This is a genomic window from Methylobacterium sp. CM6244 (genome assembly GCF_054817885.1).
Map to the genome: position 1 here is coordinate 4,204,411 of NZ_CM139247.1, position 23,659 is coordinate 4,228,069.

At 67.8% G+C, this 23,659-nt stretch carries 21 protein-coding genes; 7 read left to right on the top strand and 14 right to left on the bottom strand.

Going from position 1 to position 23,659, the window contains the following annotated elements:
* Window positions 1-76 precede the first annotated feature (76 nt).
* Entirely contained in the window at window positions 77-850 is a 774-nt protein-coding gene (locus ACYQML_RS19760) for an MOSC domain-containing protein (RefSeq protein ID WP_056453071.1), read from the top strand.
* A 200-nt stretch (window positions 851-1,050) separates the two neighbouring features.
* Here the strand turns inward: ACYQML_RS19760 and ACYQML_RS19765 are convergent, their stop codons facing one another.
* The 8 genes from ACYQML_RS19765 to ACYQML_RS19800 form a co-directional block, all read right to left on the bottom strand.
* Window positions 1,051-2,607, bottom strand: a complete 1,557-nt coding sequence (locus ACYQML_RS19765; protein ID WP_056425437.1) for an amidase — start codon at window positions 2,605-2,607, stop codon at window positions 1,051-1,053.
* A 56-nt stretch (window positions 2,608-2,663) separates the two neighbouring features.
* On the bottom strand, window positions 2,664-3,431 hold the full coding sequence (locus ACYQML_RS19770) for an ABC transporter ATP-binding protein (protein WP_244477995.1): 768 nt from the start codon (window positions 3,429-3,431) through the stop codon (window positions 2,664-2,666).
* 8 nt (window positions 3,432-3,439) lie between these two features.
* Window positions 3,440-4,207 (bottom strand): ATP-binding cassette domain-containing protein, encoded by a 768-nt coding sequence (locus ACYQML_RS19775; protein WP_056425434.1) that lies wholly within the window; start codon window positions 4,205-4,207, stop codon window positions 3,440-3,442.
* Window positions 4,204-5,277, bottom strand: coding sequence for a branched-chain amino acid ABC transporter permease (locus ACYQML_RS19780; protein ID WP_461227643.1), 1,074 nt, complete (start codon window positions 5,275-5,277; stop codon window positions 4,204-4,206). Before ACYQML_RS19780 ends, ACYQML_RS19775 begins: the two co-directional genes overlap by 4 nt.
* Window positions 5,274-6,140, bottom strand: coding sequence for an ABC transporter permease subunit (locus tag ACYQML_RS19785; protein ID WP_311273805.1), 867 nt, complete (start codon window positions 6,138-6,140; stop codon window positions 5,274-5,276). The genes ACYQML_RS19780 and ACYQML_RS19785 overlap by 4 nt, the downstream gene beginning before the upstream one ends.
* A gap of 11 nt (window positions 6,141-6,151) precedes the next feature.
* Window positions 6,152-7,402 (bottom strand): urea ABC transporter substrate-binding protein, encoded by a 1,251-nt coding sequence (locus tag ACYQML_RS19790; protein ID WP_461233784.1) that lies wholly within the window; start codon window positions 7,400-7,402, stop codon window positions 6,152-6,154.
* Window positions 7,403-7,630: 228 nt separating this feature from the next.
* Window positions 7,631-9,316 carry a methyl-accepting chemotaxis protein gene (locus ACYQML_RS19795; protein ID WP_461227645.1) on the bottom strand — a complete coding sequence of 562 codons (1,686 nt, stop codon included), beginning with the start codon at window positions 9,314-9,316 and terminating at the stop codon, window positions 7,631-7,633.
* A 259-nt stretch (window positions 9,317-9,575) separates the two neighbouring features.
* Complete coding sequence (locus ACYQML_RS19800) at window positions 9,576-9,788, bottom strand: DUF2934 domain-containing protein (protein WP_461233785.1); 213 nt, start codon at window positions 9,786-9,788, stop codon at window positions 9,576-9,578.
* A gap of 424 nt (window positions 9,789-10,212) precedes the next feature.
* Here ACYQML_RS19800 and ACYQML_RS19805 point away from each other — a divergent pair, with 424 nt between their 5' ends.
* The 5 genes from ACYQML_RS19805 (at window position 10,213) to ACYQML_RS19825 (ending at window position 16,192) form a co-directional block, all read left to right on the top strand.
* The gene (locus ACYQML_RS19805) at window positions 10,213-10,863 is read left to right on the top strand and encodes a TVP38/TMEM64 family protein (protein WP_461233786.1); all 651 of its coding nucleotides are present in this window, start codon (window positions 10,213-10,215) and stop codon (window positions 10,861-10,863) included.
* 66 nt (window positions 10,864-10,929) lie between these two features.
* Window positions 10,930-12,561: a phospholipase D-like domain-containing protein gene (locus tag ACYQML_RS19810; protein WP_461233787.1), complete on the top strand. Its 1,632-nt coding sequence runs from the start codon at window positions 10,930-10,932 to the stop codon at window positions 12,559-12,561.
* Between the two features lie 280 nt (window positions 12,562-12,841).
* Window positions 12,842-13,966, top strand: coding sequence for a metallophosphoesterase (locus ACYQML_RS19815; protein WP_461233788.1), 1,125 nt, complete (start codon window positions 12,842-12,844; stop codon window positions 13,964-13,966).
* Window positions 13,967-14,563: 597 nt separating this feature from the next.
* A complete protein-coding gene (locus ACYQML_RS19820; protein WP_461233789.1) occupies window positions 14,564-14,953 on the top strand; it encodes a hypothetical protein in 390 nt (129 codons plus the stop codon).
* 3 nt (window positions 14,954-14,956) lie between these two features.
* Entirely contained in the window at window positions 14,957-16,192 is a 1,236-nt protein-coding gene (locus tag ACYQML_RS19825; RefSeq protein WP_461233790.1) for an HlyD family secretion protein, read from the top strand.
* Window positions 16,193-16,466: 274 nt separating this feature from the next.
* Here the strand turns inward: ACYQML_RS19825 and ACYQML_RS19830 are convergent, their stop codons facing one another.
* From ACYQML_RS19830 to ACYQML_RS19845, 4 genes are all read right to left on the bottom strand, one after another.
* A complete protein-coding gene (locus tag ACYQML_RS19830) occupies window positions 16,467-17,102 on the bottom strand; it encodes an NAD(P)-dependent oxidoreductase (protein ID WP_461233791.1) in 636 nt (211 codons plus the stop codon).
* Window positions 17,103-17,162: 60 nt separating this feature from the next.
* A complete protein-coding gene (locus tag ACYQML_RS19835) occupies window positions 17,163-18,140 on the bottom strand; it encodes a sensor histidine kinase (protein WP_207411898.1) in 978 nt (325 codons plus the stop codon).
* A gap of 497 nt (window positions 18,141-18,637) precedes the next feature.
* Window positions 18,638-19,387: an endonuclease/exonuclease/phosphatase family protein gene (locus tag ACYQML_RS19840; protein WP_461233792.1), complete on the bottom strand. Its 750-nt coding sequence runs from the start codon at window positions 19,385-19,387 to the stop codon at window positions 18,638-18,640.
* A gap of 142 nt (window positions 19,388-19,529) precedes the next feature.
* A complete protein-coding gene (locus ACYQML_RS19845) occupies window positions 19,530-19,817 on the bottom strand; it encodes a hypothetical protein (RefSeq protein WP_056425399.1) in 288 nt (95 codons plus the stop codon).
* Window positions 19,818-20,218: 401 nt separating this feature from the next.
* Between ACYQML_RS19845 and ACYQML_RS19850 the strand changes: the two genes are divergently transcribed.
* Window positions 20,219-20,452: a hypothetical protein gene (locus tag ACYQML_RS19850; RefSeq protein ID WP_056425396.1), complete on the top strand. Its 234-nt coding sequence runs from the start codon at window positions 20,219-20,221 to the stop codon at window positions 20,450-20,452.
* Between the two features lie 50 nt (window positions 20,453-20,502).
* Here the strand turns inward: ACYQML_RS19850 and ACYQML_RS19855 are convergent, their stop codons facing one another.
* Together ACYQML_RS19855 and ACYQML_RS19860 are read right to left on the bottom strand one after the other, a co-directional pair.
* A complete protein-coding gene (locus ACYQML_RS19855) occupies window positions 20,503-21,732 on the bottom strand; it encodes an MFS transporter (protein WP_461233793.1) in 1,230 nt (409 codons plus the stop codon).
* On the bottom strand, window positions 21,729-23,615 hold the full coding sequence (locus ACYQML_RS19860; RefSeq protein ID WP_461233794.1) for a glycoside hydrolase family 15 protein: 1,887 nt from the start codon (window positions 23,613-23,615) through the stop codon (window positions 21,729-21,731). The genes ACYQML_RS19855 and ACYQML_RS19860 overlap by 4 nt, the downstream gene beginning before the upstream one ends.
* Between the last annotated feature and the right edge of the window lie 44 nt (window positions 23,616-23,659).

Below are 23,659 nucleotides of genomic sequence, written 5' to 3' on the forward strand. Positions count from 1 at the left end.
TCCCCTGCGCAAAACAGCGTATGGCGCATCGCCCCCGCCCCCGGCATCGAGGGGGCACATCTTCGAGGAACCCGCCATGCCCGCCGTCGACGCCCTCTACCGCTATCCGATCAAGGGTCTGTCGGCCGAGGCCCTGACACGCCTGAGCGTCACCCCGCAGGACGGGCTCGCCCATGACCGGGAATACGCCCTGGCGCTGGGGACCACCCGGTTCGACCCTGCGAGGCCGGAGCCCCTGGACAAGGGCTTCTTCCTGATGCTGCGCAACAACACGGCGCTGGCTTCCCTCGCGACGCGGCTCGACCCCGAAAGCCATCGCCTGACGATCCGGCGCGGCGGGGAGGAGGTGTTCGCCGCCGACCTCTCCACCGAGACCGGACGCGTCGGGACGGAGGATTTCTTCGCCGATTACCTCGGCGAGGAGACGCGCGGGCGACCCCGACTCGTGCGGAGTGAGAACCACAAGTTCACCGATGCCAGCGTGCTCTCACCGGTGATGATGCGGGCGATCTCGGTGGTGAACCTCGCCTCGGTGCGGGCGCTGTCCGAGGCGACGGGGCAGGAGCTCGATCCCCTGCGCTTCCGCGCCAACATCCATCTCGACGGGCTGGAGCCGTGGCAGGAGCTCGATTGGGTGGGGCGCGAACTGAGCATCGGCCCGGTGCGCCTGCGCGGCCTCGCCCGCACGCCGCGGTGCGGCGCCGTCAACGTCAACCCGAAGACCGCCGAGCGCGACGCGAACCTGCCGAAAGCCATCATGAAGCATTTCGGGCATGTGGACCTCGGGATCTATCTCGAGGTCGTCGAGGGCGGGACGATCGCCACGGCGGATGGTGTCACCCTCGGCTGAGGGAGGTCCAATCTCTCTTGTGGGCTTCTGGATCCGCTCATCCACGTCTGCAGGCAGAGCGCGTCCCTCTCCCCCTTGTGGGGAGAGGTTAGGAGTGGGGGTGGCTCCGCCAGCCTCCGTAAGCTGAGGGTCGCTCGACCACCCCCACCTCCAACTCCTCCCCACAAGGGGGGAGGAGGGCTCGATCGCGCGCTCCGTCCTCAGCTTGGCCTCACCAGGCTCGGCGCCTTGCGGTAGCCGGTGGCCGCCTCGTAGGCATAGGCGAAGCCGAGGAGGTCGGCCTCGCTCCACATCCGTCCCACGAAGATCAAGTTGAACGGCGAGCCGCTGGCATAGGCCCCGGCCGGCAGCGTCACGCCGGGCAGGCCGGCGATGTTGATCTCGCAGACCGTGGTCTCGTTGATGGCAAGGCCGCCATGCAGGGGCGGCAGTTCATCGCGCATCTGCGGGAAGACGAGCCCGTCGAGCCCATTCTCGTCCATGACCCGGTTGAAGATGTCGAGATAAGCCTCTCTGAGAGCGAGGAAGTCCGACAGGTCGGGCGGGCGCGTCGGATCGGCCAGGATCGCCTCGAAGACCGGATATTGGTGCAGGTAGCGCAGCACGCCCTTGGGGCCGAACGCATCCTCGTCCGCCGTCGCCTCGGCGAAGGCCGCGACACTCGGCAGCGCCGCGCTCGACCCGAGGCGCTGCAGGTAGAGATGCAGGTCGTAGGGCACGGATTCCATGCCGCGGGCATCGAAATAGTTCAGGCCTTCGGTGGGCTCGGCGAGGGCGGCGAAGCCCGTGCCGACGAACGGATCGGCGACGAGCGTCGCGCCGCAGGCGGTGATCTCGCTCTGCGCCCGCGCGTAGAGGTCCGTCGCCTCGGCCGAGAGCGGCAGGTCGCGCCAGCCGGGACCGAACAGGCCGAGGCGCTTGCCCTGCAGCCCGTTCCTGTCGAGCTTCGAGGTGTAGCCGCCCTTGGGCCGCTTGCCGATGCCCGCCACGGTCTTGGGGTCGGCGGCGGTGTAGCCGGCCAGCACGTCGAGGGTCAGGGCGGCGTCGCGCACGCAGCGGGCGATGGGGCCGACCACATCGCGGGTGCTGCCGGCCAGCGGCACCACGCCGGCATTGGGGACGAGGGCGAAGGTCGGCTTGATGCCGACCAGTCCCTGCGCCGAGGCCGGGTTCTGGATCGAGCCACCGGTCTCCTCGGCGAGGCCGAGCACCGCGAGGCTGGCGCCCACCGCCGTGGCCGTGCCGGCGCTGCTGCCGCCCGGCAGGCAATCGGGCGCCGCCGAATTCAGGGTCGGTCCGGCCCAGCTGTCGTTGGCGTGGCTGCCGGTGGCGCTGAGAACGGGGACGTTGGTCTTGCCGAGCATGACGCAGCCGGCCGCCCGCATCCGCGCCACGACGGGCGAGTCGGTCTCGGGGATCAGGTCGACGCCGCCGGCTTGCGCGCTGAGGAAGCGCCAGCCCGCCGTGGTCGGTAGCCCGGCCATGTCCATCGGGTCCTTGATCACCACCGGCACGCCGGCCAGCGGTCCCAGCGTTTCGCCGGCGGCGCGGCGCGCGTCGATGGCGCGGGCGTCGTCCAGCGCCTGCGGGTTCATGACGATGATGGCGTTGTAATGCGGGTTGTAGGCGGCGATCCGGTCGAGGAAGGCCAGCGTCAGCGCCTCCGAGGTGACGCCGCTGGCGAAAGCGTCGGCCACGTCGGCCAGGGTCATCTCGACGATGTCGAGGTCGGGGCTTAGCGTCGGTTCGGCAGCCATCGCTGGATGTCTCCTTGGTTGGAATGGAAAGGGCGTACGGGATGGGGCCGGCGGCCTCATTCCATGCCGACGAATTCCTCGATCATCGCCCGGTCGCGGGCGATCTCGGGCGGGATCTCACGGGTGACGACGCCCTTCTGCAGGATCAGCACTCGCTCGGAGAGGCCGGCGATGAAGGTGAGGTTCTGCTCGACGAGGAGGATCGTCAGGCCGCGCGCCCGGCCGATCGCCTGCAGCGTCTCGATGATCTCCTCGATGATCGAGGGCTGGATCCCCTCCGTCGGTTCGTCGAGGAGGAGGATGCGGGGGTTGCCACAGAGGCAGCGGGCCAGCGCCAGCAATTGCTGCTCGCCCCCCGACAGCGCCCCGCCCGGCCGGTCGAGATAGGCCTTCAGCCGGGGGAAGACGGTGAGGATGTCCGCGATGGTCTCGTCCTCGTCCCTGTCGGAGAGGAGGCAGCCCATGCGCAGGTTCTCGCGCACGCTCAACGTGGCGAAGATTTCCCGGCCCTGAGGCACGAACCCCATGCCGAGCCGCGCCCGCGCCGTGGGCGAGCGCCGGGCGATGTCCTCGCCCCCGAGGCGGATGCGGCCGGCGGTGACGGGCAGGTAGCCCATCAGGGTGCGCAGCAGGGTCGTCTTGCCCATGCCGTTATGGCCGAGGATGCCCACGAACTCGCCCTCCCCCACGGTGAGCGAGACGCCGCCGAGGATCGGGATGCGGCCGTAGCCGGAATGCAGGCCCTCGACGGACAGGAGCGCGGGCTTCGCCGCCGGGACGGCGTCCGGGCCGGAGGAGAGCGGGAGCGGTTCGATCGCATTCATCGCGGGGCTCATGCGGCCTGCTTGCCGAGATAGACGTCGCGGACGCGCTGGTCGGCCAGCACGCGCTCCACGCTGTCCTCCATCAGGATGCGGCCCTGGTTGAAGACGGTGACGGTCCTGGCGATCATCCGGATGAAGGGCATGTCGTGCTCCACCACGATGAGGGCATGGGTGCGGTTGATCTCGCGGATGAGCTCGGCGGTGCGGTGGACCTCGTCATGGGTCATGCCGGCGGCGGGCTCGTCGAGGAGGATCAGCTCCGGTTCCTGGGCCAGCACGGTGGCGATCTCGACCCATTGGCGCTGGCCGTGGGCGAGCTGGCCGACATTGCGTTCGGCAATGGCCGTGAGCTGGAGCCGCGTCAGGGTCTCGTCGACGATGGACCGCGTCCGGGCGATGGACTTGCGCCGCCCTGCCGCCACGAACACGTTCTCGCGCACCGACAGGCCGTTGAAGACGTTCGGCACCTGGGTCTTGATGCCGACGCCGAGCCTCGCGATCCGGTGCGGCTCGGCCCCCGTGATGTCCGTGTCGCGGAAGCGGATGCTGCCTTCGGTGGGCGTCAACTGTCCGGTGAGCATCTTGAAGAAGGTGCTCTTGCCCGCGCCGTTGGGGCCGATGAGGCAGCGCAGCTCCACCTCGCCGAGGGTGAAGTCGACATTGCCCACCGCCGTCACGCCGCCGAAGCGCATGGTGACGCCCTTGGCCTCGACGAGCGGGCGAAGCGGCGGGCGGATTGAGGAAGCCGGCGCCGTCGCTGTCGTGGTGATGCTCATGGCCGGACCTCCCCTGCCAGTGCCTCGCGGGCGGGATCGGCGGGTTTGCCCGCCTTGGTCCTGAAGACCTTGGCGAGGAGTTCGGGGATCCGCATCAGCAGGTTCCTCACCACCGGCAGGAGCCCCTGCGGGATCAGCAGGACGAACGCCACGAGGACGATGCCGAGGCCGAGATTGGAATCGACCACGTTCTGCGAACCGGCCTCGATGATGAGCCACTGGATCAGCACCGCGCCGAGCATCGGGCCGACGAGGGTGCCGAGGCCGCCCACCAGCACGAAGATGATGACCTGCGCGGACATCGACAGGCCGAACACGGTGGGGCTGATGAAGCCGCCCCAATTGGCGTAGAGGCAGCCCGCGAGCCCGGCGACCGCGCCCGAGATCATGAAGGCGAGGAGCTTGTAGAGGCGCGGATCGTAGCCGATGAGCTGCGCCCGGGTCTCGTTCTCGCGGATCGCTACCACGACGCGGCCGAAGCGGCTGGCCAGCACCCAGCGCAACAATGCGTAGACCAGGATCAGCGCGCCCATGGCGGCGTACCAGATGCCGTCATTGTCGAGCGGGTTGCCCGCGTCGCCGAGCTTGTTGAGGGCGGGGATCGCCGGGATGCCGTTGAACCCGCCGAGTTCCGCCTCGCCGATCCGGTACTGGCTGCCGGAGGTGGTGTTCACGAGTTGGAACAGGATCACCGAGACGGTGAGGGTGATGACGCCGATATAGGCGTCGGAGATCCGGCCGTAGAACATGAAGTAGCCGAGCAGCCCCGCGAACAGGGTCGGCACCAGGATGGCGATGAGGATGGGCAGCGTGCTGTCGCCCATGTTGATCATGGAGACGGCGTAGGCGTAGCCGCCGAGCCCGAGGAAGGCGGCCTGCCCGAACGACATCACCCCGCCATAGCCCCAGATGAAGCCCTGGCTCAGGGCGAACATGGCGAGTGCTGCAAAGCCCGTGGCCTGGACGAGGCCGAACGTGTCGAGGATGTGCGGCGCCCCGAATAGGAGGCCGAGCATGACGCAGAGGGTCGCGAGGAAGCCCCCTGAGGAGCGACGGTCGACGGGATTCATAGGCTGCGCCTCAGGTAGCGGCCGGTGATGCCCTGCGGCAGCACGCGGATCAGCAGGATCGCGGCGACGAGGAGGGCGACGTCGCCGATGACGGGCGTGGTCCTGAACGAGACCAGTTCGTTGATGAAGCCGAACACCGAGGAGGCGAGGCCCGTGCCCGTGACGATGGCGGGGCCGCCGCCCAGCACGGTGATGAAGGCGCGGGAAATGTAGGCCGCCCCCATGGATGGGGAGACGCCGGAGATCGGCGCGAGGATGCCGCCGGCCAGCCCCGCGAGGGCCGCGCCGAGGCCGAACGTCGCCATGTAGATGCGGTCGGGCGAAACGCCCATGGCGGCGGCCATGCGCGGGTTCTGCATGGTGGCGCGCAGGATCAGCCCGAACTTCGTCATCCGCAGCAACAGGAACATGCCCGTCAGCACGGCGAGCGCCGTGGCGATGATGACGAGGCTGTAGAGGCTGGCGCCATAGCGGCCGATCTCGAAGCTCCCGACCGGGGTCGAGACGCCCCGCACGACGTTGCCGTAGAGCGTGGTGATCAGGCCGATCAACCCGAGGCTGATGCCCCAGGTCGCCAGCATCGTGTCCATCATCCGCCCGTAGAGGAAGCGGATGACGGTGCGTTCGAGGATCAGCCCCACCGCCCCCACCACCAGGGGCGGCAGGACCAGCATGGCGATCCAGATGTTCACCCCGGCGCCGTTCGCCATCACGGCGGTATAGGCGCCGAGCATCATGAACTCGCCGTGGGCGAGGTTGATGATGCGCATCATGCCGTAGATCACCCCGAGACCGAGGGTGATCAGGACCAGGGTGGCGATGCCGGTGGCGACGTTGAAGGTCAGGAGCCCCGCGAGATCCATGAAGAGGCGCCTCAGCCCTTCAGGTCGGGCGTGAACTGCTTGTTCATGCGCGGATTCTTGACGAGGTCGCAGGCGCCGCCGGTATCGGCCGGGAACGAATCCGGGAAGGCCGCCAGCTGCTCCCATTTCCGGTCCTTGGGCCGGGCGAGGTAGGTGTTGCGGATGGTGTGGTGGGTGCCGGGATCCATCGTCACCTTGCCCGTGGGCGAGTCGATGCTGATGCCGCTCTCCAGCGCCGCCACGACGGCGTCGCGCTCGACCGAGCCTGCCTTCTTCACCCCTTCCGCCCAGAACATGATGCCTTCGTAGGTGGCGGTGTCGAGCTCGCTGAGATCGGTGACGTCGGCGCCGAACTTCCCCTGCATGCCGGCGACGAAGGCCTTGCTCGCGGGCGTGTCGAGGTCGTTGTACCAGCCGTAGCAGGTGAGGATGCCGTTGGTGGTGGAGGTGTCCATGGTGGTCAGCTCGTCGCCGAGGCCGAACACGCTGGCGCCCATGGGGATCTTGCCCTTCATGCCGGCGGCGTCCCACTGCCGGTAGAAGCCCGAATGGTTGGCGCCGACGAGGGCGGAGAGGACGATCTCCGGCTGGGCCTGCTGGATGCGGCTGATGGCCGAGGAGAAGTTGGTGACGTCGAGGGGGAAGAAGTCGGTGCCGGCCACGGAGCCGCCGCCATCCTTCATGAACTTCGTCATCCAGCTCGCGGTGATGTGGCCGTAATTGTAGTCCGCGGCGATGATGTAGGCCTTCTTACCCCAGTTCTTGAGGGCGTAATCGACGATGTGGTTGACGGTCTGGGCCGGGGTCGAGCCGGTGCAGAAGACGTTGCGGTCGCAGACACCGCCCTCGTACTGGGTGTTGTAGAAGTAGAGGGTCTTGGAACGGCCGAAGATCGGCCGGATCGCCTCGCGCGAGGCCGAGGTGATGCCGCCCTGGATGACGTCGACCTTGTCCTTCAGGGCGAGGGTCTGGGCGTATTGCGTATAGAGCTGCATGTTGGACTGGGTGTCGTAGGCGATCAGCTTGATCGGACGGCCCAGCAGGCCGCCGGCCTTGTTGAGCAGTTCCACCGTGTATTCGGTGGTCTCGATCATCCGCTTGCCTTCGAGCCCGAGCGCCCCGGTCCCGTCGAGGAGGCTGCCGAGCTTGATCGGCTCCGCCGCCAACCCGTTCCGGGCAAAGAACGGCATCGCCACCGCGCCGCCCGCCCCTGCCAAACCGAGCTTGAGCGCATGGCGACGGTTCATCGTGCCCTTGGTCATCAACATCACTCCGCTTCGTGCCGTCTGCACGGACGATCGCCGCCGGCCGCGCGGGAGTGACGTAACAAGATCGATGCCAACAAAACTCACATTACGGGCAAGGTCGGGCGAGTGCGCCGGATGCCTCCTCCATAGGCAGGCCGGGGGCCGTTTCGCCTCGCCTCAAGGCACGAAAGCCACAGATCACGCACGTCCCGCATCGGCGCGGAGAGCGTCCCGCGTGGTCGGTCAGGCGGCTCGCACGGTGGCGAGGAAGCGGGCGACCTGGAGACTGAGATGCTCGGATTGCTGCGACAGGTCGGAGGCCGAGGCCAGGACCTGGCTCGCGGCGGCGCCGGTCTCCTCGGCCGCGTTCGCCACGCTGGAGATGTTGGTGGTGACCTCACCCGTCCCCACGGCCGCCTGAGCGACGTTGCGGACGATCTCCTGGGTCGCGGCGCCCTGTTCCTCGACGGCGGCGGCGATGGAGGTGGCGACGGTGCTGATCTCGCCGATCCGCGCGGCGATGGTTCCGATCGCCGCGACCGCCTCTCCCGTGGAGGTCTGGATGCGGCCGATCTGGTCGCCGATCTCCTGGGTGGCCCGCGTCGTCTGGCTGGCGAGCTGCTTCACCTCGGCGGCGACCACGGCGAAGCCCCGGCCCGATTCACCGGCCCGCGCCGCCTCGATGGTGGCGTTCAGCGCCAGCAGGTTGGTCTGTCCGGCGATCTCCGAGATGATCGAGACGACGTCACCGATCTTGCCCGCCGCCAGGCTGAGCTCCTGGACGAGGGAGGCGGTCCGGGCCGCCTCGTTCACCGCGAGGGTGGCGAGCCGGGCCGATCCATCGACCTGACGGCCGATTTCCTGCACCGAGGAGCCGAGCTGCTCCGTCGCGGCCGCCACCGTGTTGACGTTGTAGGCCGCTTGCTCGGCTGCCGCCGCGACCGCCAGGGATTGCGAGGCGGTCTGCGTGGCCGTCGTCGTCATCGATTGCGCCGTGCCCTGGAGCTGGTTCGCCGACGCCGCCACGGTGCCGATGATGCCGCCCACGGCCTGTTCGAAATCCCCCGCCATCTGATGCATGGCGGCGTGGCGCTGGGCTTCGGCGCCCGCCCGTGCCAGCACGGTCTCCTCTTCCATCGCCCTCATCTCGATGAGGCGTGTCTTGAATACCTGCACCGCGTCCGCGATCGTGCCGATCTCGGTTCCCTCCCCCTGGCGCGGGATCGCCACAGACAGGTCGCCCGAGGCCAGCGCCTGCATGGGCTGGACCACCGAGGCGATGCCTCCGGTGACACCGCGGACGATCCAGAACGCGAGCAGGGCCGAGAGCACGAGGCCGCCGATGCCGGCGCCGAGGACGATGGTCTCTGTGTGGGCGAAGGCTTCCCGTCCTTCGATCCGGGATGCTTCCGCGGCCTCGTTGTTGACGGTCACGAGCTGGTCGGCCAGCGAGGTGCTCAGGCGCTGAAGCTCGGTCGATCTGCCCTGCATCCGCTCGAGCGCATCCTCGTTCATCCCGCTGCGCGAGAGGTCGAGGATCGGCTTGTTCTCCTTGAGGTAGTCGAGCCAGGTCGCGTTGAGGCGGTCGTAGATCGCTCGCTCGCGCGCGGAGGTCGCGAGGGGGGCGTATTCGGCGAGGACGCGCGTGACCCTGCCCTGCCGCTCGACGATCTCGGAATCGTAGCGCTTCTTCGAATCGGGGTCGATCGCGGCCAGATGGCGGTAGATGCTGATCGCGTAGCGCGCGACCAAGCCGGAGATCTCACCGGCCTTGGCGACGCTCGGCAGGGAATCCGACTGGACCGCCACCAGTTGTGCGTTGATCGTCCGTGTCGCGGTCAGCGCGACCGCCCCCATCCCGAGCAGAAACAGCGTCGTGACCGCGAAGGCGCCGATGAGGCGCGCGCGCAGGGAAAGACGGCTCAGCATGACGGCGTTCCGCGACAGAGGGGGGATGTGTGGAAAATATCCACCCCCAAGATCCACCGAAGGTCTGAATATTTTCTAAAGCTAAAGACCGACGCGATGAGACTTTTGTTTCCACATAGATAAGGTTTTTGTTCCTACATCTGCAATTTAACCGGTCTTTCTCGTGTAGTCGGCTAGAAGATGCATGCACTTGTTCGGTCGGTTTGTCGGTGAGGTGGCGGAACAACGATGCCGACGAGCGAGATGACTCGACGCCCGGTCACGATTGCATGGGCGGGGAGGTCTCGTCGGTCCCGGTTGCCTCCGCCTTCGCCGCGCGTTCCCGCTCCGCCTTCAGCTCTTTCTCGGCCATCAGCCAGAATTCAATTTCGAATCCCATCGGCTGGTGATTACGCTCCCAGAGTTCGTAGGCGCGCCGGCGAATCTGATCGAATGTCGGGCTGGCGCTGCGTTCCGTCGATGTCTGCTTCATGGGAACTTCGCCTCGTCCAGATTCTGCTTCGTCCAAATCCCGCTCCATCCGAACCCCGTCCCGGCATCGGCCGCCGGCCTCGCGTCGCGACGGTCTCGCATCATGCCGCAGAGCCCATGGCATGTTCCCCGCCCTTGAACATTCACACAGGGCAGGGGCCGAGCGGTTCTGCGCCGCGTCATGCGATGCTAACGATCCTCCGCGAACCAGGGCGCTTCAGCGCCGTTGTCGCATATGCCTTTGTCGCACATGCAAAAGGCGGGACAGGCCCCCGGCCAGGACGCCGAACCCGCTCCGGCATCTGGCCACGGTTTCGTGCTGCAGTGCAAGATGCGGGGATGGGTCGACCCATGACCGGGGCGAGGTGGACCAGGGTAAGGAGTGAGGGGAAGGCGTGACGGGCGGGGAGATCCGATATTGGAGCGTGACTGTCCTAGCGATCCTCGCACTGGCGGGCGCCTGGCTGCTGCTGCCGATGGACGAATGGCTGCGTGGCTTCGCCGAATGGACCGCGGGCCTCGGCCTGCTCGGCCCCCTCGCCTTCGGTGGGCTCTTCTTTCTCGCGACCCTGCTGGTGATCCCCTGTACGCCGCTGACCATCGCCGGGGCCGTCGCCTTCGGATGGTGGGCCATGCCCATCGCATTGGTCTCGGCCACGGCGGGCTCCGTCCTCGCCTTCATCGCCAGCCGCTACCTGTTCCGCGAGCGGCTGCGCCGCCTCATCGCGCGCCGCCCGACCATGGTCGCCACCATGGAGGCGGTGGGGAATGGCGGGTGGCGCCTTCTCACCCTGATGCGGCTGAGCCCCTTCGTCCCCTTCAATGCCCAGAACTACGCGCTCGGTCTCACCGAGGTCGGCATGGGCGCCTATCTCGTCTCGACCATCCTCGGGATGCTGCCGGGCACCATCGTCTGCGTTTATCTCGGAATCATCGGGCGCGCGGCCGGCAGCGATACGACCGAGCATTGGCTCTTTCTCGGTCTCGGCTTTGCCGCCACGGTGGCCGCCGTCGCCCTCACCCGGCGCCGCGTGCGGCACAAGATGCAGGCCAGGCAGGCGGCGACGGCTGCATGAGGGCACCGGCATGAGGGCAACGGCATGAGAGCAGTGGCGTCGAACCAGTGAAGCGAGACAGTTGATATGAGCGGCCCGTCCCAGCCGGCAGCATTGGATCACGGCCATGCCGTGCCCGCCATGCCGGCCCCCCTGACATCCTGGCTGGTTCCCGGCGCGACCTGCTGGCGCCAGGAGCGGGCGGCCCGCGTGGCGATCCTGCACGACGGCGCCGCCTATTTCGCCGCGTCGCGCGAGGCGATCCTCAAGGCCCGATCCTCCGTGATGCTGATCGGCTGGAGCTTCGATCCGCGCGTGCGGCTGACCCCCCAGGGGGAGGCGGACCGCGAGACCATGGCCGACCTGCTGCGGCGCCTGAAGGCGACGCGGCCCGAGGTCGAGATCCGTCTCCTGATCTGGGACATGCCGTGGCCGATCTCCGCCGGCACCGATCTCAAGCCCGACGACATCCGCGCCCTGCTCGGGCCGGGGATCGAGTACGTCGTCGATTCCCGCCTCCCCTTCGGGGCCTGCCAGCACCAGAAGGTGCTGGTGGTGGACGACCGCATCGCCTTCAGCGGCGGCAGCGATTTCGAGGTGAACCGCTGGGACACGCCCGCCCATCGGGACCGTGACCCGCTCCGGCGTCTGCCGACCGGCGAGGATTACCCGCCGCGCCACGACGTCATGATGCTCGTCGACGGTGCGGCCGCGTCGGCGTTGTCCGATCTGGCGCGTCAACGCTGGCAGGAGGCGACGAGCGGGCGCCCGGCCTCAGCCGTGTCCGGACCGGTCGGCACGGACGCACGCGGTCCTTCCCGCCCCCATTCTACCCTGTCCGATTCTTCCCTCCCCGATCCTTGGCCCGATTCGGTGACGCCGCTCTTCGAGGACGTGACGGTAGGGCTCGCCCGCACGATACCGGCACGGGAATCGGGGGATGCGATCCGCGAGAACGAGGCGCTCTATCTGCTGGCGATCCGCCGCGCGTCCCGTCACATCTATCTCGAGAACCAGTATTTCACCTCTCCGCTCATCGCCGAGGCCCTGGCCGCGCGCCTCGCCGAGCCGGAAGGTCCCGACATTGTCGTGGTGCTCGCCGAACGCAGCCCGAACGGCTTCGACCGGATCACCATGGACGGGGCGCGGCGCGGCCTCATCGCCCGGCTTCGCGCGGCGGACCGGTATGGCCGCCTGCGCATCCTCGCGCCGCATACGCTCCAGGGCCGTCCGATCCTCGTCCATTCCAAGGTCGCGATCTTCGACGACCGGATGCTCCGGGTCGGGTCGACCAACCTGAACAACAGGTCCATGGGCTACGACACCGAATGCGATCTCGCCCTCGAAGCACTCGATGGCGACGCGGGCGATGCGCGGCGCATCGCCATCGCGCGGGTGAGGAACGGCCTGATCGCCCATCATGCCGGCTGCCCGCGCGACGCTTTCGAGGAGGCGGTGCGGGAGAAGGGACTGCTCGCGGCGATCGACGATCCCGCCCTCGTCCCGGCCCGCCGGCTGTGCTCCCTCGTGGCCTCAAGGCGCGGGCCCGTCGTGCGCCTCGTCGAGGCCTTCCATCTCGGAGATCCCGTCGGTCTCGTCGATGCCTGGCGGCCCTGGCGCCGTCACCGCGCCCTCGCCCGGCGCCGCGAGGGGGCCAACGCGGTCGCGGGTCAGCAGCCGGTACGCGCCGGGGCGGCGCAGGCCGCCGAGGCTTCCTGAACAGGTTCGCAACGGCCAGCCAACGCTTCACCTCGCTCAGGCTTTTGACGTGTCGCGGTTTCGAGACGCAGAACCGGTGACCGCTTTTGCTCAACCCGCTGAGAGGTCGAGATCCGACGGACGGAACGCTTCGCGCATAGCCGGTGTGCTCGGCGGCACCTGATGAAGCCTGCGAGGCGGATCGATGCGTCCCTCGTCGCGCGGTCGGTGATATGGCCTCGTCCCGTTCGGACGCAGCATCGGCTCCGTGCCGATCGTCCACCGTCGCCGATACGAGAGCATGTTTCACCTGATCTTCGGTCTGCCCTGCCTGTACGTCGTCACCAGGGTCCTGTGGCCGCTTCCATGGCCGTTCGCTGTGAAGGCCGGCATTGCCGTCCTCCTGCTCGTCGCGTCGCAATACCATCTGTGGAGCCGCCTCTCGTCCGGCTCGGTCTTCGCGCCCGAGTTTCCGCGGGTGCTGATCCTGCTGTTCAACTGGGCCTTCGGGGCGATCTTCCTCCTGGCGGCGATGCAGCTGGCGCTCGACGTCGTGGCGTTGGCTTCCAGGCTCGTGCCCGGTAGCGGCTGGGCGATCCCGGCCGGCTGGCGCTATGCCGAGGCGGCGCTGGCCATGCTCCTGTCGGCGGTGGCGGTGCAGCAGGCGGTGCGGGTGCCGCCGCTCAAGGACGTGACCGTCGAGATCGAGAACCTTCCGGCCGGCTTCGACGGCTTCACCCTGCTCCAGCTGACGGACCTGCATCTCAGCCGCCTGTTCCCGGCGGCATGGGCGCGGGAGGTGGTGACGCGATCCAACGCGCTCGGCGTCGATCTCGTGGTGGTGACCGGCGACCTGATCGACGGGGCCCTCGCATCGCGCCGCGCCGACGTCGAACCGCTACGTGGTCTCCATGCCCCGGACGGGGTCTGGGTGATCCCCGGCAACCATGAATACTTCTTCGACTATGCGGGGTGGATGCACCGCTATGCCGAACTGGGCATGGGCGTGCTCGAGAACCGGCACACGGTCTTGAAGCGCGGTGGCGATGCTTTGGTCCTCGCGGGCGTGACCGACCTGTCGGCCTCGCATTCGGGACGGCCGGTGCACGACCTCGACGCCGCTTTGGCCGGTGCGCCGCCCAATGCCCCCATCGTCCTGCTCGACCATCAGCCGAGGGGCGCGGCGCGGTCGGCCGCGAAAGGTGTGGCCCTGCAACTCTCCGGGCACACGCATGGCGGGATGATCTGGGGCCTCGACCGGCTGGTCGCTCGCGCCAATGCTGGCTTCGTCTCTGGCGCATACGCGGTCGGCGCGATGACGCTCTACGTCAACAACGGCACGGGGCTGTGGCCCGGCTTCGCCTTGAGGCTCGGGACATCCTCCGAGCTGACGCGCATCACGCTCCGGGGCAAGCCCCGATCCTAGAGCTGGGCCCGACCACAATGGGTCCGGCTCAGCTGAGGTGAAGAAATCCGACGTTCGGTACCCGCCGTCGGGGGAGTTTCCGACCCAACCCGGCCGCTTGGTTCGCCATGGGTACTCCTTACGAGCAGTCATCTGTTGGCGGGCCGGCAACGTCGGCTCGCGGCGGCAACCGGACTTTGGTCCCTCGTCCCGAAGCGGACGTTCCGCTGTCGATCCAACCTTGCCGTGGAGGGTGGTTTTCAGCTGTCCTCATGAGCGAACGGTCATCGCTCCTTGTCCCGGCTGAATGGCGTCTCGAGTGCAGCCGTGCAGCAGGTGGATGCTTATCGGCAGCTGAGGAACGAAAATCCGCTGCCTGCAGAACACCAGTATCCAGCGGCAAAAATCAATTATAGACGATACAAACGTAATATGTTTGTGTATCCTGACCCATCCAGAGAGCGGTTCAGGCGTTTGATGCGCCGTTGAACTATGCGAGGCCGTGATTCGATTGCGTCACCATTTCTATTGGGGGCCAACATGTCCGACGCGATCCACCCGGCTGCACCGCATCATTTGCCAATATTCATGCCAGCGGCAGACGGGACTGACGTGTTCATGTCGGTCATGGCCGTGGTCCTCGTCCTCGTGGTGATGGCAGCGGGGCTTCTGTTCCTGCGCCTGCATACCTTGCCCGAACGGATGGCCCACAAGAGCCACAAGCTGCAGTTCGAGATCGTCGCCGTGCTGGGGCTGCTCGCCCTCTTCACGCATATCCATCTGTTTTGGGTGATGGGCCTCCTGCTTGCCTTGATCGACATCCCAAACTTCGGAGGAACGCTCGGTCGCATGGCGGGGGCGCTCGAACGGATCGCGGGTCTCTCTCCAGGAACGGGAGCTGCCGAAGTGCCGGAGGACAGCGGGCCGGCCAGCGTCCCCCGGGAAGATGTCTCGCCCGTCTTACGGCCCATCCCGAGGATCGTCCCGGTCAGCACGACGAGGACCTGATCCATGCTCGAGATCTTACTGTGCTCGGTGCTGACAATCCTGCCGGACTATCTTTTCCGACGCTTCGGCCAGGGCAAGCGGTTCGGCAAGGAGATCACGCTCTACTCGGTGTGGTTCGAGCTGAGGTGGGGCATCGTCTCGTGCCTGATGCTTTCCGTGGGTCTCATCACGGTGATCTTCTATTATCACCCATCCACGAAGACCGCGACCCTGTACTACCGGACCGTTCCCATCGTCTCGGAGGCCAGCGGACGTGTCGCCGAGATCTACGTCAACAGCATCAGCGGCGAGGTCAAGAAGGGCGAACCCATCTTCCGCCTGGACAGCGCGACCCAGGAGGCGGCGGCCGAGGCGGCTCGGCGTAAGATCGCCGAGGTCGAGGCGGCGATGGTGGCGGCGCGATCAGAGATTGCGGCGTCCGAAGGCAAGGCTCAGGAGGCGAGGAGCGGCCTACAGCAGGCCATCGACGAACTGGAGACGAAGCAGGAGCTGAACCGGCGGGGCGCTGGGATCGTCGCGTTTCGCGAGATCGAGCGGCTTCAGAATGTCGTGAACGGCCGGCGCGGCGCGGTCGCGGCTGCGACGGCGGCCAAGCAGACGGCCGAAGCGCAGGTCAGCAGTCTTCTCCCCGCCCAGAAAGCCAGTGCAGAAGCTGCTCTTTCCCAAGCCACCGTAGAGATTGCGAAGACCATCATCCGCGCCGGCGTTGATGGACGAGTGGAGCAGTTCACCCTGCGGGTCGGCGACATCGTCAATCCGATCATGCGACCGGCAGGCGTGCTGATCCCCGAAGGTGCCGGACGGAAAGCCATTACGGCGGGGTTCGGGCAGATCGAAGCTCAGGTCATGAAGGTGGGGATGCTGGCCGAGATCACCTGCGTCTCCAAACCCTGGACCGTGATCCCCATGGTGGTGACGAGCGTGCAGGACTTCATTGCCGCCGGACAATTTCGTGGCGGCGAGCAGCTCATCGATGCGCAGCAGGTCGTTCGCCCCGGAACGATCACGGTGTTTCTCGAGCCGCTCTACGCGGGTGGGCTCGAAGGCGTGAAACCGGGCAGTAGCTGTATCGCCAATGCATATACCAGCAACCACGACCTGATTAACTCGGGCAAGCTCAGCACCACCAGAAGCTTGGTCCTCCATGCGGTCGATGCCACCGCCGTGGTCCACGCCATGATCCTACGTATCCAGGCATTGATGCTGCCGATCCAAACTCTCGTTTTTAGCGGACATTAATGTGGGAACGGGCAGAAGACCCAGTCAGTCACGGAGCCGATTGTCTGGTCTCCACCCGACCCATCCGCAGACCTTCCGACCTTGTGCAACAGGTCGTAAGCGGGCGCGACGGCTGTGTCTGCTTCGGTCCACTCCCCGCTAGAAGCAGACACTGCTCCCCATCCATTTCCGACGCTCGGGGCGGCTACCATCGGTCGAATTTATTCAACCACCCGACCCTTGTTGCGCCGCGCTTTTTCTCGCCGAACCGGCATCCCCTTCGGCGGAGCGTGCCCTAGCCCACGAGGACGACGGCCTTGCGCGCATAGGAGTGCCCGTCGATCTCACCGGCGATGAAGTGGGCCACGTTGGCGCGGGAAATCAGGCCGTTCCGCCAGGATGCGGGCTCCGTCAGGATCTTGTAGCGTCCCGTGGCCGAGCCGGGCGTCAGGACGCCCGGCCGGACGAAGGTCCAGTCCAGGCCAGAACGGCGGATCCGCATCTCCTGGGCGTCCTTGTCGTCATAGGCCCGCCCGAAGACGAGGCGGAAGGGGATGCGTTGCAGCAGGCCGATGGCGTCACGGCTGTCGCCGGTGCCGAAGCCCGTCACGGCGAGGATGCGCCGCACGCCGGCTTTCTCCATGGCCGGCACCAGCACGTTGGTGGCGGCCGAGAACAGGGTCACCGGCCCGAGCAGGTTCTTCGCCGGCACGCCTAGGGCCTGCACCACGACGTCGATGCCCTCCAGGGCGGATGTGACGTCGGCGGCGTTCAAGGCGTCGCCGGGGAAGCGTTCCAGCCCCTGGTCCGACAGCGACATGGTCGCGGCGGATCGGGCGAAGGCGCGCACGCGATGGCCGGCCGCCAGGGCCGCCTTCACGGTTTCCAGGCCGATGCCCTGGCTGGCGCCGATGACGAGGACGTGGGCCATGTCGGGTTTCCTGACGAGTGTTGTGACTGGCGAGCGACGTGAAGAGGGAGGGACGGTCGTTCAGGCGGCCGGGACATTCATCTCGAAGCCGAGCCCGGTCTCGTCGATCCGACGCGTGAAACGGCCGCCCAGGCTGCGCTCGATGGTCTGTCTCAGCAGTCGGGAACCGAACCCGCCCCCATCGGACGTGACCGTCCCCGAGGAGGCCGACGTCTCCTCCCAATTGAGCGTGAGCGTTCCGTCCGACACGCGACCCGTCACTGTCAGCGTGCCGCCTCCCGAGAGGGCGCCATACTTGGCCGAGTTGGTGGCGAGCTCGTGCAGGATCATGGCGTAATCGTTGACCTTGCCGGGAGGCGCCACGGCGGCGTCCTCGACGTCGATCTCGATGTTGCCGCCGTCGAGGTAGGGGGACAGGATCCGCTCGGCCAGCGTCCGAAGCCTGACATTGCCGTGGTCTCCGGCCTGTGCCCGCGTCGCCAGGGCCGTCGCCTCGTGCAGCACGCCGAAGCGTTGCGACAGGTCCTCGGCGAAATGCGGGGTCGACGTGGCCCCCCGGGCGACGATGGCGGTCAGCGCACGGGCGACGGAGAACATGTTCGAGACACGGTGCGCGAGTTCCGCCGTGAGGAGGTGCTCGGCCTCTTCGGCGCGCTTCTGCCGGGTCACGTCGAGAAAGATGGCCTGGACCCACTCGCCGACCTTGCCGGACTCTCCCCCCACCCCGCGGGCGGAGACCCAGCGTGCGTCAGGGCCGTCACCGATGCGAAAGTCGAAACTGTAGGGATGGGAATCGGCCTCGCTCGCCGCCCAGTCGAGCATCATGGCGCGGCGGTCCTCCGCGTTCACGCGCGCGAAGAGATCGTCGATGGGGACGACGGATTCGGACGTCCCCCAGAACTCGCGACAGAGCCCGTCGAGCTGGGCCAACCTGCGCGTCGGCGACCAGGCCCACAGGGCAACGCCGCCGCGATGGATGGTGTCGGTGAAGCTGGCCAGCGTCCACTCGTAGCCTGACGACGTCACATCCTCGGCCATGCAACTCCCGATTGAACCTCGAACAGGGTCGATGCCTGTCGCATCGCCGGGGGGACAAGCCGTTTGGCCGCGGTTTGCTCCCTCACGTCATCGACATCCTCCGATCCGCGGCGATAGCGTCGCGTTTCCCATCCTCGGCTTGGCAAGATGGGCGTGCGGCGCTCGCTCGACGGCGGTTCGTGTCGCTCTCGCGGTCGAGATCGTCTTGAAGACTTCGAGCAACCGAAGCCGGACCGCTCCACCCTCTCCCCGTGGGCAGGGCTATCGCATATGCCGATTTACCTGTCAGAAACCCGCTGGCACCACCCCGTCATCCCGGGTCCGCGCAGCGGAGCCCGGGATCCAGAAACACAAGTGGTGCAAGACTTTACACTGTCGGCGGCTCTGGATTGCACGCCTCTGGCGCGGCCCTCCGGGTCCGGGCTCGCCTGTGGCGACCCGGAATGACGGCGTGGTGTCATATGCGATCGCCCTCTCCCCGCATTCGAGGCTCCGGGTCAGTCCGCGGCCGGACCGATCTCCAACTCCACCAGGAGAGGCAGGTGGTCCGAGGCGCGGCGGGCGAGCGGCGTGCGCACGATCTCCATGCGTCGCACCCGCACTTCCGGCCCGACGAAGACATGGTCGATCCGCAGCAGCGGCCAGCGACTCGGAAAGGTCGCGGAGCCGGATTTCTGCCCGGCGATCCGCCTCGCATCGATGAGATGCGCGCCGAGCCGCCGGTAGGCGGCGGATTGCGGGATGGCGTTGAAATCTCCCATCAGGACGAAGGGGGAGACGCAGTCGGGCGATCCGGTCCAGTCGGGGCCGAGCAGCGCCTTCGCCTGGGCCATCCGCTCCTTCGCCGACAGGCCCAGATGGGTATTGAAGACCTGCAGAATCCGGCCATTCGCCGTCACCTCCACCCACAGGGCGCCGCGCGGCTCCAGGCCGGGCCGGTTCGCGAGGCCGGGCAGGATGCCCGACCGGACCAGCCGGGACGGAAGGCGGGTCAGGATGGCGTCGCCGTAGCGCTCCTCGGCCAGGTGCAGGGCCGGATGGAAATGGTGATCCATGCCGAGACGCCGGGCGATGGTCTCGGCCTGGTCGAGGCCGCCGGTCCGGGCGCGCCCGACATCGACCTCCTGGAGCGCGACGAGATCGGCCCCGCTGGCAGCGATGACCTCGGCCACCCGGTCCGGCGACACGCGCCCGTCCATGCCGCGGCAATGACGGATGTTGTAGGACAAGGCGCGGACGCTGATCAAACGGGAAGGCTCGTCAAACGGGAAGGCTCGTCAAACGGGAAAGCTCGGGCCGAGGGCGGGAGGGCCGGCTTCGCATGTGGGACGAGGCAGGCACGGGCCCTAACTAGAGCGCTCTCCGTCGAAGGGGATGCCGGTTCGGCGCCTAATCGTCGTCGTCGTCCACTGGGGAGCCGGAGGGGATCGGGCTGCCGTTCTCGACGCCGTTCTCGAACATGCCGGGGGGGCCGTCGAAGCCGACGACGCCGTCCGGATTGTCCGGTGACACGTTGGGGTCCACCGGCGGCGGCATGGTCCGGTCGAGGCGGCGCTCGATGCGCTCCTCGCGGCGAAGATCGTCGGTGATCGGCACGTCGCGCGGGCTCTGCGCCCAGGCCTGGGCGGCCGGGGACGCCGCGAAGAGGCCCAGCAGGATAACGGATCCGAACTTCACCTCATGTCTCCAGGCGCCGCGTCGGAGCCGTCTGAAGAGTTTATTGGACCAGGAGCGATAAACGACAGTCAACGATTATGATGAAGAACGATTCATACTAAATCCGCCCGACCCATAGGGCCGCATTGGCAATCGTCGGCCCGTCGAGTGGGTCTCCGGCCGGTCCGCTCAAGCCTGCAGAGCCTGAACTCGGACAGGTCACGCTTGGCCCGGCCCGAACCTCGTCTCGTACAGAACGCGAGATGCTGCGGCTGAGCCTCCCGGCCCCGGCCCGCCCATTGCTAGGCTCCATTGAAGGGGCCGATTTGCCCAACCGTTATCCTCGTTCGGGAAAGGGTCCCCGGACATCAGGACGAAACATCGCCGTGAAACGTTGTCCTAGTCGGTAACGGGAGATCTGAATGGACACGAGCCTCATTGCGATGAACGACGAAGCCAACCGGATCGGATCGGAGCGGCTTCTGACGCAGTTGCGCGAGGAGGGCCTGGTGTATCGTCTCTGGGTCACGGGCACGGCGAAGGGAAGCCAGCTCCACATGCAAGTGGACGGGCTCGACGACGATCTCGAAGACCGCCTCGTGCGCGTCCTCAGGGGACGGGGCATGCAGCTCGATATCCAGCCGCTGACCGCTTGAGCAGACCCGCCCGGTGAACGGCTCGACCTCCTGCGTCGCGGTTCCTCGGGCTAAGTTGCCAGCGGTCGAGCCGTCCGGCGCATCGACGCCGCGGAGATGGCCCAGAGCGCCAACCCGCCCAGAGCCAGGGCGACGCCGACCCACCCCGTGGAGGGCAGGCCGAACCCGGCGGTGAGGGCGAGGCCGGCGAGCCAGGGACCCAGGGCGTTGGCGAAGTTGAAGGCCGAGTGGTTGAGCGCGGCAGCCAAGGTCTGCGCATCCTCGGCCACATCCATCAGGCGCGTCTGCAGGATGGTGGCGAGGCCGCCGCCGCAGCCGATGAGGAACACCACCGGCGCCAGGGTCCAGACGCTGCCCACCGAGAACGGGTAGAGGGCCAGAGCCATGGCCGTCCAGACCAGGGTCAGCCCGGCCGCCGGCATCAGGGCGCGGTCGGCGGCCCAGGCGCAGACGAGGTTGCCGATTGTGAGGCCTACGCCGAACACGGCGAGGACCAGCGGGATCGCCGCGGGCCCCGCGCGGGTGACCTCGATCAAGGTCGAGGCGAGGTAGGTATAGACCGAGAACAGGCCGCCGAACCCGATGGCGCCGATGGCGAGGGTGAGCCAGACCTGCCCGCTCCGCAGGGCGCCAAGCTCTCGCAGGGCGCTGGCACCCGAAGCCGGTCGTCCGAGCGGCGCCAGGATCCTCAGCGAAACCGCCGTCAGCAACGCCAGGACGGCGACGAGCCCGAAGCTCCAGCGCCAGCCGACGAGCTGGCCGACGACGTTGGCCAGGGGTACGCCCGCCACCGTCGCGATGGTGAGACCGAGGATCACCCGCGAGACCGCCTGGCTCCGCCGCTCCCGGGGGACGAGGGAGGCGGCGACGAGGGCGGCCACGCCGAAATAGGCGCCGTGCGGTAGGCCCGCCAGGAACCGGAACAGCAGCATCCCGTGATAGTTCGGGGCCAGGGCCGACAGGACGTTGCCCAGCGCGAACAGCACCATCAGCCCGACGAGGAGCGTCCTGCGGGCCATCGTCGCCGCGAGCACCGCGATGACCGGCGCGCCGACGACGACGCCGAGCGCGTAGGCGCTGATGACGTGGCCGGCCGTCGGCGCGTCGATGCCGAGATCGGGCGCGAAGGACGGAAGCAGGCTCATCGTGGCGAATTCGGTGGTGCCGATGGCAAAGCCGCCCATCGCCAGGGCGGTGAGGACGAGGCCGGGATGCCGGCTGGGCGCCGCATCCGGCAGGCTGAGAGCGCCGGAGCGGGTGTCGAGGGTGGTGCCGGTCATCTTGCCGCTTTCAGGTCTCGTTCGCGGTCGCCGCGCAAGGTGCAGGCCGCGTGAAGCAGGGCGAGATGGCTCAGGCCCTGCGGTGTGTTGCCGAGATGGTCGCCGGTCTCCGGATCGACCATCTCGCTCATCACGCCGACGCCCCTGGCGGCGGCGCGCAGCGTGCCGGTGAAGATCGCCTCGGCCTCGTCCTGCCGGCCGAGTTCGGCCAGGGCCTCCACGAGCCAGAACGAGCAGGCGATGAAGGCGCCCTCCTCCCTCTCGGCTCCCGAATAACGATAGAGTAGCGGGCCGCGGCCGAGTTCCCCGCGGATCGCGTCGAGGGTGAAGGACAGGCGCTCGCGCCCGTCGAAGCCGAAACGGACCGCGAGGATCAGGGAGGCGTCGAGTCGGTCGGTACCGGGATAGAACGTATAGGCTTGGCGCGCCTCAGACCAGCAATGCTCCTCGATCCAGGCCTGGATCCGGTCACGCTCGCGCGACCAGCGCGGCACGCAGGTGGCCGCGATATGGCCGGCCTCCGCCAGTTCGACGGCGCGGGCGAGCGCCTGCCAGGCACTGATCTTCGACATCGTGTAATGCTGCGGGACTTCCAATTCCCAGATCCCCGCATCCTTCTGGCGCCAGCGGTCGGCGCATTCGTCGGCGAGATCCGCCAGGACCGTCGCGCTCTTCTGGTCGAGGATGTTGCCGTCGGCGACGAACAGGGTCGCAGTCTCGAAGATGTCGCCGTAGATCCCGTGCTGGTGCTGGCGCGCCGCCGCGTTGCCGACCCGGACCGGACGCGAGCCGCGATAGCCGGCGAGGTCGAGGGAGGTCTCCTCCGGCACCTTGCCGCCGCGCAGGGTGTAGAAGACCTGCGCCCCGTGCTCGTGCAGGCGCGCGATCAGCCAGGAGAAGGCGGCCTTCGCCTCCGGCATCGCGCCGATGCGCAGGAAGGCGTTGACGGTGTAGCCGGCATCGCGGATCCAGGCGTAGCGGTAATCGTAATTCTTCGGCCCGCCGATCCGTTCGGGCAGGGACGAGGTGGCGGCGGCCGCGATGGCGCCGCTCGGCGAGTAGAGCAGCAGCTTCAGGGCGAGGCCGCTGCGCCGCACTTCGGAGCGGTGCGGGCCGTCATAGCCCAGCCCCTCCGCCCAAAGCCGCCAGGCATCATCGCTGATATCGATGCGTCCGTCGATCTCCGCGATGGTGGGGATGCCCAAGGGCTCGTCCTCGCCGGCGAGAAGCGCCACGACCGCGCGCTCTCCCTCCTCAACCGTCACGGTGGCGGCGATGGTGCGGTCCTCCTCCTCGATGACATGGACGTTGTCGCTGAAGCGGATCACCCCGAGCACCGGGCCAACATGGAAGACGCAGCCATTGGGCGTCGGCTGGAGCCAGGGCGAGAGGGTGTCGCCGCGCGTGCCGAAGACGGCGCGGATGCGGAACGTCACCGTGCCGGAGACGCCCTCCAGCCGGCGCGCGAGTTCGCACCAGGGCAGGCGGCCGGCACGGCTGCTGTTGAGGGATTCGGTCACGCGTGCGGTGCCGGTCGCGGTGGTGAAGACCGTCTCCAGCACGTTGCTGTCGGTGCGGTAGCGCCGCTCCATCGTGAACGGGCCATCGGGCCGAACCTGGAAATAGCCGCCGTTCTCCGGCTCGAGAAGCCGGTCGAACAGGGGCGGCGAATCCATCTCGGGGACGCACCACCACGCCACCGCGCCGTCCGGGCCGACGAGGACGACGGAGCGGCCATCGCCGAGCGGGGCGTAATCCTGGATTGGATATTCCGTGCCCTCGGGATCGATGCGAACGGGTCCGTCCCGCGAGGACGACGCCTCGCGGGAGTTGCACCATGCATCGACGGTGAGGTCGGTGCCCGCCTGGGCTCGGTCATTCATTACGGGACTTGTGGAGCGAGGCATGGGGGCGGTCTGGAAACGGC

Bases quoted from the DNA above. Each gene is read 5' to 3' on its own strand.
- ACYQML_RS19760 (WP_056453071.1), top strand. From the start codon at position 77: ATGCCCGCCGTCGACGCCCTCTACCGCTATCCGATCAAGGGTCTGTCG.
- ACYQML_RS19765 (WP_056425437.1), bottom strand. From the start codon at position 2,607: ATGGCTGCCGAACCGACGCTAAGCCCCGACCTCGACATCGTCGAGATG.
- ACYQML_RS19770 (WP_244477995.1), bottom strand. From the start codon at position 3,431: ATGAATGCGATCGAACCGCTCCCGCTCTCCTCCGGCCCGGACGCCGTC.
- ACYQML_RS19775 (WP_056425434.1), bottom strand. From the start codon at position 4,207: ATGAGCATCACCACGACAGCGACGGCGCCGGCTTCCTCAATCCGCCCG.
- ACYQML_RS19780 (WP_461227643.1), bottom strand. From the start codon at position 5,277: ATGAATCCCGTCGACCGTCGCTCCTCAGGGGGCTTCCTCGCGACCCTC.
- ACYQML_RS19785 (WP_311273805.1), bottom strand. From the start codon at position 6,140: ATGGATCTCGCGGGGCTCCTGACCTTCAACGTCGCCACCGGCATCGCC.
- ACYQML_RS19790 (WP_461233784.1), bottom strand. From the start codon at position 7,402: ATGACCAAGGGCACGATGAACCGTCGCCATGCGCTCAAGCTCGGTTTG.
- ACYQML_RS19795 (WP_461227645.1), bottom strand. From the start codon at position 9,316: ATGCTGAGCCGTCTTTCCCTGCGCGCGCGCCTCATCGGCGCCTTCGCG.
- ACYQML_RS19800 (WP_461233785.1), bottom strand. From the start codon at position 9,788: ATGAAGCAGACATCGACGGAACGCAGCGCCAGCCCGACATTCGATCAG.
- ACYQML_RS19810 (WP_461233787.1), top strand. From the start codon at position 10,930: ATGAGCGGCCCGTCCCAGCCGGCAGCATTGGATCACGGCCATGCCGTG.
- ACYQML_RS19815 (WP_461233788.1), top strand. From the start codon at position 12,842: ATGTTTCACCTGATCTTCGGTCTGCCCTGCCTGTACGTCGTCACCAGG.
- ACYQML_RS19820 (WP_461233789.1), top strand. From the start codon at position 14,564: ATGTCGGTCATGGCCGTGGTCCTCGTCCTCGTGGTGATGGCAGCGGGG.
- ACYQML_RS19825 (WP_461233790.1), top strand. From the start codon at position 14,957: ATGCTCGAGATCTTACTGTGCTCGGTGCTGACAATCCTGCCGGACTAT.
- ACYQML_RS19830 (WP_461233791.1), bottom strand. From the start codon at position 17,102: ATGGCCCACGTCCTCGTCATCGGCGCCAGCCAGGGCATCGGCCTGGAA.
- ACYQML_RS19835 (WP_207411898.1), bottom strand. From the start codon at position 18,140: ATGGCCGAGGATGTGACGTCGTCAGGCTACGAGTGGACGCTGGCCAGC.
- ACYQML_RS19850 (WP_056425396.1), top strand. From the start codon at position 20,219: ATGGACACGAGCCTCATTGCGATGAACGACGAAGCCAACCGGATCGGA.
- ACYQML_RS19855 (WP_461233793.1), bottom strand. From the start codon at position 21,732: ATGACCGGCACCACCCTCGACACCCGCTCCGGCGCTCTCAGCCTGCCG.
- ACYQML_RS19860 (WP_461233794.1), bottom strand. From the start codon at position 23,615: ATGAATGACCGAGCCCAGGCGGGCACCGACCTCACCGTCGATGCATGG.